This is a genomic window from Solidesulfovibrio sp., from assembly GCF_029978005.1.
GTDB lineage: Bacteria > Desulfobacterota > Desulfovibrionia > Desulfovibrionales > Desulfovibrionaceae > Solidesulfovibrio.
In genome coordinates, this window is the sequence record NZ_JARKOZ010000045.1 from 1 (window position 1) to 12,789 (window position 12,789).

The window sequence follows — 12,789 nt, forward strand, 5'->3', positions numbered from 1 at the left end:
TCCGCACCCGCAGGCCGCAAAGCCGGCCAGCACGTCCGGACCGATTCCCCGACCACGGGCGCCAGCGGCGAAGCGCCGCATGGGGAAAGGCAAGTAATTTTTCTGGAATCCATTGATTGGGGGCCCGATGCGCGCCCCCGGGCAAGGGGGTCCGGGGGGGATTATCCCCCCCGGCCGCCGGAGGCATCTTCATGCACATGACGAAACGCGGCATATGGCGGTTGACGGTGACGGAGGGGTTTTGCGCCTCCCATTGCTTGCGGGGCTACGAGGGCCCGTGCGAGAATCTGCACGGCCACAACTTCGGCGTCGAAGTGGTGGTGGAGGGCGAGCGTCTCGACCCCAAGGTGGAGTATCTACTCGACTTCAAGAAGCTGCGCGGGAAGCTGCGGGAGGTGCTGGCGGCGCTCGATCATCGGCATCTCAACGACGTGCCGCCTTTCGATCGGGAGAACCCGTCGTCGGAAAATCTGGCCCGCCATATCTACCGCGCGCTGGAGCCGGCCCTGGAGGCCGAGGCGGCGCGGCTGGTCAGCGTGTCCGTGTCCGAGAAGGAAGCCAGCAAGGCGACCTACATGGAATTGTGAAGTCTGGAAGCGGAGGAGTCGATGATGACGGCAGATGGGGCGGACGCTTTCGAAGCAAAGGTGGCGGGTCGCATCCGGGAGTTGCAGGAGGGGCCGTTGTGGCGGTTGGAGCGGCGGGTGGCGGCCCGGCGCGAGGAATGGATCGACGCTGCGGTCGACCGGGTGTCACGGCGGGACGGCCTGACGCCGCGGGAAGCCTTTGAGGCGCTTTTTTTTACCTACATGGGACTGCCTCCCGAGACATTGCCGGTCATCGCCGAATCCGAGGACGAGATCGTCTGGCGTTCGGAAAACCCCTGTCCAACGCTGGAGGCCTGCCTTCGCCTGGGAAAGGATACCCGCGACGTCTGCCGGGCGGTCTACGATCGCCCGACGCAACGTTTCCTGTCCCGCCTGGACCCACAGCTGCGTTTTGTCCGGGACTACCGCACCATCCGGCCCCATGCGCCGCATTGTCTGGAACGTATCGTGCGCGTCCGTTTCGACGACATGATGCGCATCGCCATCGACGAGGCCAAGGCTTCCTTTGCCGAAGGGAACAAAGGGTACGGGGCGTTGGTGGTCATGGGCCGGGACATCCTGGCCGTGGGGCATGACACGGCGGTGACGGATCGCGACCCGAGCCGTCATGCCGAGTTCAAGGTGCTGCGGGAAGCGGTGAGTGCCTACGGCGACACGAACCTCACTGGCGCGGTCCTGGTGAGCACCTGCGAACCGTGCCCGATGTGCGCGGCCATGGCCGTTTGGTGCAACGTGACGTCCATCGTCTACGGGGCCTCCATCGCGGACACCGTGGCCATCGGGCGCACGCGCATCCAGGTGGACAGCCGGACCGTGGTGGACAACGCGCCGGCCACGATGGAGATGATCGGCGGCGTTCTCAAGGACGCCTGCCTGGACTTGTACCGCTACTGACGGTCGGGGGATTCCATGCGTCTTGTGCTCCAGCGCGTCAGCCGCGCTTTGGTGGACGTTGCCGACGGCGAGGTGGCCGCGGTCGGGCCGGGGCTGCTGGCCCTGGTGGGATTTGGCCGCGACGACGGGCCGGATTTCGTGGACGGCCCGGTCTCTCGGATGTTGCTTGAAAAAGTGCTTGACCTGCGCATCTTCCCCGACGCGGCCGGCAAGCTCAACCTGAGCTTGCGCGAGACGGACGGGGAGCTTTTGCTCGTGTCCCAGTTCACGCTCTACGCCGCCTGCCGCAAGGGCCGGCGGCCGTCGTTTTCCGACGCCGCCGCGCCGGAGGCGGCCGCTATTTTGTATGAGCGCTTCGTGGAACTGGCCCGGCGGGCCTTGCCCGGCAAGGTCGCCTCGGGCGTGTTCGGCGCGGACATGGACGTGTCCCTCGTCAATCGGGGGCCGGTGACCATCGTCCTCGACAGCCGCGATTTCACCGCCTCTTGACGGCGCGCGAGGTTTCGGCGCAAAGCGTAGTCAGGTCACGGCGTGGCGCGGCCCGCCGCAAACCATCGGAGCAGGGTCTTGGAGCACGCGGCGGTCAAGAAGGTCTTTCAGGCCATTTCCCATCCCGGCGACAGCCGCAAGCTGGCCAAGGAGGTGGTGGAGTACCTGGCGCGCGAGCACCTGGCCGACCCCGACGCCCTCCACGACCTGGACATCATCCTCACCGAGGCCTGCGCCAACGTCTGTCGCCACGCCTACGGCGGCGCGCCCGGCCGGCTGGAAGTGCGCCTGGGCGTGAATCCCGGCCGGTGGGTCGAACTCGAGATCGTGGATTGGGGCAAGGGCTTCGCCGGCGACGCCCGCTTCGAGAACCCCGGGCCCGATTCCGAGGGCGGCCGGGGACTCTACATCATGCGCATGCTGTCCAACCATTGCCGGGTGGACCGGCGGGACGGCGAAAACGTGGTCTTCATTCACAAGGACATAGGGGCGACGCAGTGGAAAAGCTGACTCTTCGGCGCATCGGCAACGCGCTCATGCTGCACTACGTCGGGGAAATCACCCTGGAGATCACCGGGGACCTCAAGCGGCTTCTGGACGCCGAGTTGGAAGGGGACGAAGTGGCCACGGTGGTCATCGACCTCGGCGACGTCTCCTTCATGGATTCCTCCGGCATCGGCTTCCTGGTTTCGGTCAACACCCGCATGCGCAGCGCCGGGCGTGCCTTTTTCCTCTACCGCCTGAGCCCCCCCGTGGAGAAGACCCTGGGCCTCGTGCAGTTGCTGCAGTTCTTCCAGATACTTTCCGACGAAGCCGCGCTGACCGCCGCCTGCGGCAAGTAGGGCGGGGTGGCCGCCTCCGACACCGTCGCCACGCCCGTCGTCGAGGACGGGCGCGTCATCGACGTCCGCCTGGAGTCGGGCGGCAAGACCTGGAGTCTGGCCGGCCGGTCGGGGCGGGCCGCCGAGGAGCGTCTGGCCGCCGCGCGGGTGGCCGACGGCGGCGTACCGGTCTTTCTCGGCGCGGGCCTGGGCGTGGCCGTGGCCGCCTGCCGCCGGGCCGGCCTTCCCGTGGCCGTGGCCGACAGGGACGCGGCCGTAAGCCTGGCCACGGGCGCGCGCGAGGCCTGCGCCGACGATTCGGGCCTGATTTGGGTGGACGACGCCGACCCGGCCGAGGCCGCCGCCCGCATCCGGGCCTTCGCCGCCGCCATTGCCCCGGGTGAACCCCTTTTCCCCGTCGTCCACCCCGTGCATCGCCGCCTGGACCCGGCCTGGTACGGCGCGCTGGCCGCGCTGCTGGCGCCGCCGGCCGCCGCCGCGCCCGCGCCGTCGCCGCGCCGGGTCTTTCCCAAGGCGCTGCCGCGCGTGTTGTGCCTGACCAGCCGCTTTTTCCTGCTCGGCGAGGTGGTGCGGGCCTGCGAGCGCCTGGGTGCGCCGTGCCGCTACCTCGAAACCGGCGACGAACTGGACCGGGACGCCTTCGTGGCCATGGTGCGCGCGGCGGTGGAGGGCTTCCGGCCCGACTGCGTCCTGACCGTCAACCACCTGGGCGTGGACCGCGAGGGCGTGCTGCTCGGGCTCTTGCACGAGCTGCGCCTGCCCCTGGCCTCATGGTTCGTGGATAGCCCCGAGCTCACCCTGCCGCTCTACCGGCCGGCCGCGACCGAGGGCACGGTCATCTTCACCTGGGACCTGGACAGCATCGAACCCCTGGTCTCGGCCGGGTTCCCCCACGTCCACTACCTGCCGCTGGCCGCCGACGAGACGCGCTTCACCCCGCGCGCCTCCCGCGACGAGGCCCATCCCTGGCGGGCCAGACTCTCTTTCGTGGGCAATTCCATGTGGCGAAAGACCGCCATGCGCCTGGCCGCCTCGAGGCCGTCGCGTCTTTTATTCGACGCCTTCGCCTCCCTGGCCGAGGGGTTCGCCGCCTCGCCCTGCCGGCTGGTGCGCCAGTACATGGAGCGGTCCCGGCCCGATCTCCTGCCGGCCTACGCCGCCCTGGGCACGACCGAACGTCAGTTGGCCTTCGAGACGGCCGTCATTTGGGAGGCCACCCGGCGCTACCGCCAGGAGTGCCTGACGCGGCTTTTGCCGTTTAAGCCCCTGGTCGTCGGCGACCCGGGCTGGCACGACAGCCTGGACGGGGAGGGGCGAACCTGGAGCTACCTGCCGGAATTGGCCTATTACGACCAGTTGCCGCAGTTCTATCCCCTGTCCGACGTCAACTTCAACGCCACCAGCCGCCAGATGAAGGGCGCGGTCAACCAGCGGGTCTTCGACGTGCCGGCCTGCCGGGCGTTTCTCTTGACCGACGTCCGGGCGCAGATGGACCGGCTTTTCGAGCCCGGCCGCGAGGTCGCGGTCTACGACGGCCCTGAGGAACTCGAGGCGCTGGCGGAACGCTACCTGGCCGACGCCCCGGCCCGCGAGGCCATGGCCCGGGCCGGCCATCGCCGCGTCCTGGCCCACCACACCTATCCCATGCGCCTGACGCAGCTTTTCGACGTCATGCGACAGACCTTCGGGGCGTGAGGACGCGGCGTGTCCTTCCTGCCGCCCTTTGACGGGCTCCCCCATGCCCTGGCCCGACGCCTGCTGATCGGCGGCAGCGGCCCCGGCCTGGCCCCGGCCCGCGCCGCCGCCCTGGCCGCCGGCCCCTCGGCCGCGCCCCTGGCCGACGCCCTGGGCCTGGCCGTGTGGGAGGGCGCGCCCTTCTGGCCCGAGGCGGCCGCCCTGGCCGTTTCCAGCGCCGCCCCCCTGGCCCCGACTTTGGCCGTCGCCGCCCGGGCCGTGGCCGAGGCCGCCAGTCGTCCGGCCGTCGCGGACCCCTATTTCGACCGCCTGGCCGCCCGGCGCGACATCCCCAAGCTTGTGCACTACCTCCTCTCCCGCCACGAGAAAGTGCCGGACGATCCGACGCCGCTCTACCGCCTGTCGGTCTTCGCGCCCATGGCCCTGGGGCCGGCCGGCGGCGGGGAGCTTTACGAGCGGGCCCGGGACGTCTTTTCCGGTCTGTCGGGGGCGCTTCATCCCCTCGGCGCGCTGACCGCGGCCGGGCTCGACCTGCTCGCCGGTCGCTGCGCGGCCGCCCGGGACGCCTGCCTGGCCCTTTTGTCCGCCTTTCCTTCCGCCGCCGCCCGGCTGCTTCTGGCCGAGGCCCTGGTTCGCCTGGGCGACCGGGACGGGGCCGTGGCCGCCCTGGCCGCCGTGGTCGCCGCCCGGCCCTGGGACGTGCTGGCCCTGGGACGGCTGCACGACCTGGCCTGCGGCGCGGACACGGCCGTAGCCAAGCTTCCGGGCAGCCTGGCCGTGCTCCTCTATTCCTATAACAACGCCCGGCTCCTGGACGCGACCCTGGCCTGCCTGGCCGACACGGACTGGGGATTCGCCCCGGCCGGCGGCGGGCCGCGTCTTTTCGCCCTGGACAACGGCAGCGGCGACGACACGGCCGCCGTGCTCGCCGCCTGGCGCGAGCGCCTGGCCGGGCGGCTGGAGGTCGTGCCGCTTCCGGTCAACGTGGGCGCGCCGGCGGCACGCAACTGGCTTTTGCGCCTGCCCGGGGTCCGCGCCCGGGAGTTCACGGCCTTTTTCGACGACGACGCCTTCGCGCCCCCGGACTGGCTGGGACGCCTGGGCGCGGCCGTGGCCGCCCGCCCCGAAGCCGGGGTCTGGGGTTGCCGCATCGTCGGCCGCGACGCCCCGGCCTTCGTCCAGTGCGCCGACAGCCACCTGCTGCCCACCCCCCGGGAGGAGGGCGGCTTCGGCCGGGCCTTCGACCTGGCCAGCCCCTGGCTCGTCACCCCGGACTGGGGCCAGTACGCCCAGCTTCGCCCTTGCGCCACGGTCACGGGCTGCTGCCACCTGTTTTGCCGCGACGTCTTCGACGCGGTCGGGGATTTCGACATCCGCTTTTCGCCCACCCAGTACGACGACCTGGACCACGACCTGCGCCTGCTCCTGGCCGGCAAGGTTCCGGTCTGCCAGGGACATCTGGCCGTGGTCCACGCCAAGGCCACGGGCGCGGCCAGCCTGCCGGGCGGGGTCAACTACGGCTTCGGCTTCGCCAACCAGTTCAAGCTCCACCACAAGTACGACGACGCGGCCGTCGCCAGGGCCGCGGACACGGCTTTCGCCGCCCTGGCCGCAGACGCGGCCGCCAAGCGCCACGTCGTCGAGGGCCTGGGACTGGCCGGGGGCGGAGCGAGGGACGGGGAGGGGGGACATGGCCGCTGACGGCGCGCCCATCGCCGTCATCCAGACCCAACGGATGGGGGACCTCATCCTGACCTATCCGCTGCTCTTGTGGCTGGCCAGGCGCTACCCGGACCATCCCGTGACGGTGGTCGCCGAGCCGGATTTCGCCGCGCCCCTGGCTCCCGTGAGCCCGCCGGCCGCCTACCTGCCGCTTTCCCGGGGCGCGGAGCTCACGGTCCGGGAACATTTCGCCGTGGTCAACCTGAGCATCCGGCCCGAGGCCGCCGCCCTGGCCGGCCGCATCCCGGCCGGAAAGCGCCTGGGCCCCGTGGCCGACGCGGCCGGCGTCGTGCGCGTGGCCGGCGACTGGCAGCTCTACCGGGCCTCGGTGGTGCACAACAACCGCCACAACCGCTTCCACTGGGCCGAGCTCAACGCCCTGGACCTGATTCCCGTGGCCGACATGGCGGCCACGACCTGGCCGTCGCCCCGCGTCGGCGGGCCGGGCCGCGGGCGCGTCGGCGTGTTCGTGGGGGCCAGCGAGCGCGACAAGCGCCCGAGCCGGGCCTTTTACGGCGGCCTCGTGCGGGAACTCGCCAGGCGCGGCCTGACGCCGGTCCTGCTCGGCGGCCCAGGCGAGGCGGCCCTCGGGGCCGAGGTGGCCCGGCTGGCCGGCATTCCGGTCAGCGACCTGTGCGGCAAGCTCGGGCTCAAGGAACTGGCCGTCTTCGGCCAGGAGCTTTCCCTGCTCGTGGTCCCGGACACCGGACCCATGCACCTGGCCGCCTGGACGGGCCTGCGCACGCTCAACATCTCCGTGGGTCCGGTCAGCGCCCACGAGACCGGCCCCTATCAGCCCGGGCACTACGTGCTGCGGCCGCGCATGTCCTGCCGGGGCTGCTGGGGCTGCGTGCGCGGCCGGCCCCATTGCCGGGAGCGCCTGGATCCGGCCCGGGCGGCCTATGTGGCCGCGCGCCTGGCCCGGAGCGAGGACGCTCGGCTGGCCGGGGCGGTCGTGCCGGGGTACGAGTTGTCCGTCAGCGCCCGCGACGCCCTGGGGCTTTACGCCCTGCACCCGCTGCGGCCCGAGGCCCGGCCCGACGCCCGGCCCGACGCCCGGCCCGACGCACGGGAGGCGGTGGGGGCCTTCTGGCGCGACGTGTTCGGCTGGCTCCTCGGGGCCTGGGGCGAGGCCCCGGCCCTGGCCGCCCGGGAGGTGCTCGTCGCGGCCCATCCCCGGCTGGAGGTCCATCTGGCCCGGGGGCTGGCCGTCCTGGCCGCGTCCCTTCGCCGCGAGGCCCGGGCCCGAGCCGTGCCCGACACCCGCTTCGCCCTGGGCTTCGCCCCGTGCCTGCGTCCCCTGGCCGGGTTCGTCGAGCGGGTGCTGCAAAACGGCGACGGCGCTCCCGCCTGCCGTCTGCGCTGCCTGTCCCTGCTCGAACGCGTGGCCGGCCTGCTCTCCCGCGCCTGAGCCGGGCGGAAAAAAACTCCTGCCCCGCGCCGCGCCCCTTGCGGCAACCTTACGAAATATTGCCGTTTCGTCATTTGGAACGAGACTTGAACAATACCGGGCGTCAGGAGGTCCGGTATGCAGATTCTTCCGCTCGTCACCGCACGCAACGCTTCCGCCACCGAGAACGGTGGTCTGGACGCCACCCTTGCCAGCCGCCAGTCCGCGCTTTTCGCGAGCCTGCTCGACAGCGCCAGGACCACCTCCGGCGCCTCCCAAACCGTGCTGAACACGACGGGAAGCGACCTGACCGCGACCCGCGCCGCGGATGCGACGTCCGCCAGGGACGATGCCCGCACGCCCGGCAACGACGACCTCATGAACCTGCGCATGACCCGGGAAGATCTTGCCGCCCTGCGCGACGACCTCAAGGAGCAGGGATTCTCCGACGACGAACTCGCCGCCATGGACGCCAAGGTGGGCAGCGAGTCGGGCATGACCTGGGGCGAGATGATGCGGACCGTGGAGAAGAAGATCTCCAAGACCGACAAGTCGGACAAGGCCGACTCGACCTCCTCGACCGCCAAGAAGGAAATTTCCAACGAGGACACCGTCCAGTTGCTGGGCCTTTTCGGCAAGCTCGGCTTCACGGCCGAGGAATCCCAGAAGATGGTCGACGCCCTGGCCGGCGGCGACACCAAGTCGGTGCTCGACGCCATCGACGCCAAGGTGGCTGGGCTTGCCGCCGATTCCAAGGTGAGCCTCAATTCCAACGAGATGACCACCCTGGGCCGGGCCATGAACCTCTCGGACGAGGCCCAGTCCAAGCTCGCGGCCCTGTTCGACCAGTCCAGCGCCGCCTCCGGGCTCTCCGGCCAGGGGCTGACCACGGCCTTCAACTTGGTCAAAAACGCGCTGCTCGCCCAGATCAGTCAGGAAAACAAGGCCATGGCCGATTTCCGCCAGGCCGCTTCGGCGGTCCTGGACCAGGCCTGGCTGCGCGAATCCGGCAAGCTCAACGCCGGTCTGCACAACGACGACGTGGCCCGCAAGGCGGCCCAGGCCGTGGCCATGGGCCAGGAGACGGGCGGGAAGACGTCCGAGACGTCCACGGCCGCCAAGCCCGGCCTCGACGTGCTGGCCGACGTGCCCCAGGAAGGGCAGGCGACGGGGGCGCAGGCCGTCGAGACGGCCGGGCAGAAGTCCGCGTCGGAAAAGAGCGCCGCCAATACGCTTCAAAACAAGGCCGGAGCCGTGGCCGCCGAACAGGCCACCCTGGCCGGGCACGGCGAAGCGGCCGCGCAGGCCACGACCTCCGAGCAGGGCCAGACCGCCGGCCAAACCGCCGGCCAGGTCCGCCCGGCCGGCTCCGAGAAGGCCGCCGCCCAGTCCATGCAGCTTTCGGCCGAAAACAACGCCTCCGGCCAGAACGCCGGCCAGAATGCCGGGCAGAACCCCGGCCAGAACGCCGGACAGCAGGGCGGGGGGTTCTTCAATCAGACCGGGCAGGACGGAGCCCTCGGCGAACTTTTGAGCAAGATCCGGGTGGAGAAGGGCGCCGGCCAGGCGACGGGCGCGACCGGCACGACCTCCGGCGCGACGACCCAGACCATGGCCGCCATGGACGCGGCGGGCGGCCAGAACGTGGCCAAGAACGCGGCCAAGCCCTTCGACGCCGCCCTGGCCGCCCGCGCCGCCCGCCAGGTCGAGACCGGCATCCTGCGCAACGTCGGTCAGGACGCCAAGCAGCTCACCCTCAACCTCACGCCCGAGGACCTCGGCAAGGTGAGCGTCACCATCACCGTGAAGGACAAGGAAGTCCGGGCCGTCATTTCGGCGGACCAGTCCGACACGGCGGCCATGCTCAACGACCAGGCGGCCAAGATCAAGCAGACCCTGGAGGACCAGGGCTTCAAGGTCACCAAGCTCGAGGTGCAGACCGGCATCGCCAGCGACGACAAGAACGCCTGGCAGAGCCCGGAGCAGCACAACCTGGCCCGGGAGCAGCGCGAGCAGGCCGAGCGCCTGCGCTCCAGCCAGCGCCTGGCCAGGGCCAACGGATTCGATTTCGAGGCGGACGCGGACGGGTTCGTGCCGTCCTCCATCGCCGACCGGCCCCAGGGCCTGGACCTTTTCGCCTAATCGGGGAGTAAGCCATGAGCTACGTCAGCAGCCTTCTCGGAACCAGCAGCTCCACTTCCACGACGTCCACGTCGAGCTCTTCTTCCTCCTCCCTGGGCCAGGACGCCTTCCTGCAGCTGCTCGTCACCCAGCTGCAGTACCAGGATCCTCTCAGCCCCATGGACGACAAGGAATTCGTGGCCGAACTGGCCCAGTTCTCGAGCCTCGAGCAGCTCACCGAAATCAATACCGGCATCGAGAACCTGGCCAGCATCGGCGAGACCCAGCAGCTCATGGGCGCGGTCAATTTCATGGGCAAGACCATCGACGCCACGGGCACCGCCGTCAGCCTCAACAGCGGCACGGCCACTGCTGTGACCTTCACGTTGCCCGACGACGCCGAGACCTGCCTGGTCAACGTCCTGGACAGCACGGGCCAGATCGTGCGCACCGTGGACCTCGGGGCCACCAGCGCCGGCCAGGTCGAGTTCACCTGGGACGGCAAGGACTACGACGGCAACACCATGGACGACGGCCAGTACCAGGTGGCGGTCAACGCCACCGACGCCGACGGCAACGTCCTTTCGGTCACGTCGACCATGACCGGCACGGTTTCGGGCATCAAGCAGGAAAGCGGCACCTACTACCTCGATATCGGCAACGACCGGTACGTGGCCTTCACGGACATCACCAACGTCGTCAACGAATCGTCGAGCGCAAGCAACTAGGCTTCCAGAGCTGCGCCGCAGTGAAGACGCAAAGGGGGAACGATCATGGGAGTCGGACTTGGAACAGCCATGTGGTCGGGCGTTTCCGGCCTGCAGGCGAACTCGACGCGGATGACCACCATCGGCAACAACCTGGCCAATACCAATACCGTCGGCTTCAAGGGCGCGCGCACGGACTTCGTGGATCTCATGAGCGCCACGATCGGCACGGCCTCGGGCGTGGACCAGGTCGGCCGCGGCGTGCGCGTGGGGTCCGTCGTCAGCGACTTCTCCCAGGGCGGCCTGGAAACGACCAGTGAGAATCTGGACATGGCCATCAGCGGCAACGGCTTCTTCATGGTCAAGCAGAAGAGCCAGGTCGGGTCTAACGGCAAGATGCTCAACACGGGCAACACCACGACCTACTACACCCGGGCCGGCGACTTCAGCTTCGACGAGGACGGCTACCTCACCTCCACCACCGGCCTGGCCGTGCAGGGCTGGAAGGTGGACCAGGACAAGGTCGACTCCGCCACGGCCTCGGGCACCACGCTCAGCCAGACGCCCGTGGCGGGCGAGATCCAGGACATCGTCCTGGACTCCTATTCGAGCCCGGCCAAGGCCACCACCAGCGTCACGGTCATCACCAACCTGGATTCCGATTCCACCGGCGCGGCCACGCGCGACTCCACCAGTTCCGACTACTTCTACGCCATGAGCGAATCCTGGGACGGCACCGCCAGTCCGGCCATGTCCTCGGACAACTACACCTACCAGACCACCCTCAAGGTGTACGACGCCAACGGCTCGCCCCATACGCTCACCGTCTACTACGACAAGGTCACCAGCCAGGACGGCAGCGAATACTGGGAATACGCCGTGACCTGCGACCCCACCGAGGACGGGCGGGTGGACGCCAACGGCGACCCCCTCTATCCGAACTCCAAGGAAGCGGGCCTGCTTTCGCTCGGCACCATGACCTTCGACTCTTCGGGCTCCATGACGAACATGAGCTCCTATACGCTGTCGAGCAGCTACGTGAATTCCACGAGCTTCGACGCGGCCGACTGGTCCGTGGCCTCGACCTCCAACGGCTATCCCACGTTCACGGCCAACTTCAAGGGCGTGTCCAACGCCAGCTTCACCGACCAGGCCAACGCCACCCTGGTCACGCTCAACCTCGGCATGCGCAACACCAAGGGCTTCACCGATCCCACCGGCACGGGCAACCTGTCCGGCGTCACCAGCGACCCCACCACGCTGGCCTACTTCGACCCGGCCACGCTCAAGATCAACAGCAACGTCACCACCAACTACGCCACGTCCTCCTCCACCGTGTTCAGCTCGCAAAACGGCTACACGGCGGGGCTTTTGACCAGCGTCTCCGTGGACACCGACGGCGTGCTGACCGGCACCTTCTCCAACGGCCAGACCTTGCAGCTGTGGGTGCTGGCCCTGGCCAACTTCACCAACCTCCAGGGCTTAAGCCGCGAAGGCAACAACCTCTACTCGTCCACCCTCGACTCGGGCCAGGGCACCACCAACCGGGCCAACACCGGGTCCGTGGGCGCGATCTCCGGCAACACCCTGGAGTCGTCCAACGTCGACCTGGCCACGGAAATGGTGAACATGATCGTGACCCAGCGCGGCTTCGAAGCCAACAGCAAGACCATCACCACCGTGGACTCCATGCTCTCCGAGGTCATCCAGCTCAAGCGCTAGCCGGCGACTCCCCCCAACGCGTCGAGGCCGCCTCCCCCGGGAGGCGGCCTTTTTCATGGCGCGGAAAACCTTGCAGGCCGCCGGCCCGCCGGGCCGCCGCGCCGCGCCTGAAGACGTGAAGACTTTGGCGCCGGGCGCGGTAGATTTTTCCCAGGGGCGCAAAAGAACAATACAATATACTGATATTAAAGGGGAAAATCTTGTTGGTACGACTTGTGCTTAATAAAGGCAAAACCAACAAGGAACGTCTGGTTGCAACAAGGAGGTTTTTATGTCCCTGGTCATCAACCATAACATGATGGCGATGAACGCCTCAAGAAACCTGTCCAACTCGTACGGCGCTCTGGCGACATCGACACGGCGTCTTTCTTCGGGCCTTCGCATCACCACCGCCGCCGACGATGCGGCGGGTCTGGCCATTCGCGAGCTCATGCGTTCCGATATTTCCACGCTGAACCAGGGCGTGCGCAACGCCAACGACGCCATCTCCATGATCCAGACGGCGGACGGCGCGCTCCAGGTCGTGGACGAAAAGCTCATCCGCATGAAGGAACTGGCCGAACAGGCGGCCACCGGCACCTACACCTCGGACCAGCGCC

The 12,789-nt window shown here is 69.0% G+C and carries 11 protein-coding genes and 1 pseudogene; all 12 read left to right on the forward strand.

Annotated elements, in window-relative coordinates; all coding sequences use genetic code 11:
* Nucleotides 1-191: 191 nt before the first annotated feature.
* Nucleotides 192-587: a 6-carboxytetrahydropterin synthase QueD gene (gene queD / locus Q1K70_RS04790; protein WP_300156417.1), complete on the forward strand. Its 396-nt coding sequence runs from the start codon at nucleotides 192-194 to the stop codon at nucleotides 585-587.
* A gap of 21 nt (nucleotides 588-608) precedes the next feature.
* The gene (locus Q1K70_RS04795) at nucleotides 609-1,502 is read left to right on the forward strand and encodes a nucleoside deaminase (protein ID WP_300156419.1); all 894 of its coding nucleotides are present in this window, start codon (nucleotides 609-611) and stop codon (nucleotides 1,500-1,502) included.
* Nucleotides 1,503-1,517: 15 nt separating this feature from the next.
* Complete coding sequence (gene dtd, locus Q1K70_RS04800; RefSeq protein WP_300156421.1) at nucleotides 1,518-1,991, forward strand: D-aminoacyl-tRNA deacylase; 474 nt, start codon at nucleotides 1,518-1,520, stop codon at nucleotides 1,989-1,991.
* A 78-nt stretch (nucleotides 1,992-2,069) separates the two neighbouring features.
* Nucleotides 2,070-2,501: an ATP-binding protein gene (locus Q1K70_RS04805; RefSeq protein WP_300156423.1), complete on the forward strand. Its 432-nt coding sequence runs from the start codon at nucleotides 2,070-2,072 to the stop codon at nucleotides 2,499-2,501.
* Complete coding sequence (locus tag Q1K70_RS04810; RefSeq protein ID WP_300156425.1) at nucleotides 2,489-2,833, forward strand: STAS domain-containing protein; 345 nt, start codon at nucleotides 2,489-2,491, stop codon at nucleotides 2,831-2,833. Before Q1K70_RS04805 ends, Q1K70_RS04810 begins: the two co-directional genes overlap by 13 nt.
* Nucleotides 2,834-2,839: 6 nt before the next feature.
* The gene (locus Q1K70_RS04815) at nucleotides 2,840-4,528 is read left to right on the forward strand and encodes a glycosyltransferase (RefSeq protein WP_300156427.1); all 1,689 of its coding nucleotides are present in this window, start codon (nucleotides 2,840-2,842) and stop codon (nucleotides 4,526-4,528) included.
* A 9-nt stretch (nucleotides 4,529-4,537) separates the two neighbouring features.
* Nucleotides 4,538-6,229, forward strand: coding sequence for a glycosyltransferase family A protein (locus tag Q1K70_RS04820; RefSeq protein WP_300156429.1), 1,692 nt, complete (start codon nucleotides 4,538-4,540; stop codon nucleotides 6,227-6,229).
* The gene (locus tag Q1K70_RS04825) at nucleotides 6,219-7,661 is read left to right on the forward strand and encodes a glycosyltransferase family 9 protein (RefSeq protein WP_300156431.1); all 1,443 of its coding nucleotides are present in this window, start codon (nucleotides 6,219-6,221) and stop codon (nucleotides 7,659-7,661) included. The genes Q1K70_RS04820 and Q1K70_RS04825 overlap by 11 nt, the downstream gene beginning before the upstream one ends.
* A gap of 117 nt (nucleotides 7,662-7,778) precedes the next feature.
* Nucleotides 7,779-9,782, forward strand: a complete 2,004-nt coding sequence (locus Q1K70_RS04830) for a flagellar hook-length control protein FliK (RefSeq protein WP_300156433.1) — start codon at nucleotides 7,779-7,781, stop codon at nucleotides 9,780-9,782.
* A 14-nt stretch (nucleotides 9,783-9,796) separates the two neighbouring features.
* Nucleotides 9,797-10,489 (forward strand): flagellar hook assembly protein FlgD, encoded by a 693-nt coding sequence (locus tag Q1K70_RS04835; protein ID WP_300156434.1) that lies wholly within the window; start codon nucleotides 9,797-9,799, stop codon nucleotides 10,487-10,489.
* A 45-nt stretch (nucleotides 10,490-10,534) separates the two neighbouring features.
* On the forward strand, nucleotides 10,535-12,190 hold the full coding sequence (locus Q1K70_RS04840) for a flagellar hook protein FlgE (RefSeq protein WP_300156436.1): 1,656 nt from the start codon (nucleotides 10,535-10,537) through the stop codon (nucleotides 12,188-12,190).
* A 271-nt stretch (nucleotides 12,191-12,461) separates the two neighbouring features.
* Nucleotides 12,462-12,789: pseudogene (locus tag Q1K70_RS04845) on the forward strand (flagellin); the annotation flags it as partial.

Excerpts from the sequence above, each read along its gene's own strand:
- Q1K70_RS04825 (WP_300156431.1), top strand. The coding sequence starts at position 6,219 with ATGGCCGCTGACGGCGCGCCCATCGCCGTCATCCAGACCCAACGGATG.
- dtd (WP_300156421.1), top strand. The coding sequence starts at position 1,518 with ATGCGTCTTGTGCTCCAGCGCGTCAGCCGCGCTTTGGTGGACGTTGCC.
- queD (WP_300156417.1), top strand. The coding sequence starts at position 192 with ATGCACATGACGAAACGCGGCATATGGCGGTTGACGGTGACGGAGGGG.
- Q1K70_RS04795 (WP_300156419.1), top strand. The coding sequence starts at position 609 with ATGATGACGGCAGATGGGGCGGACGCTTTCGAAGCAAAGGTGGCGGGT.
- Q1K70_RS04835 (WP_300156434.1), top strand. The coding sequence starts at position 9,797 with ATGAGCTACGTCAGCAGCCTTCTCGGAACCAGCAGCTCCACTTCCACG.
- Q1K70_RS04830 (WP_300156433.1), top strand. The coding sequence starts at position 7,779 with ATGCAGATTCTTCCGCTCGTCACCGCACGCAACGCTTCCGCCACCGAG.
- Q1K70_RS04840 (WP_300156436.1), top strand. The coding sequence starts at position 10,535 with ATGGGAGTCGGACTTGGAACAGCCATGTGGTCGGGCGTTTCCGGCCTG.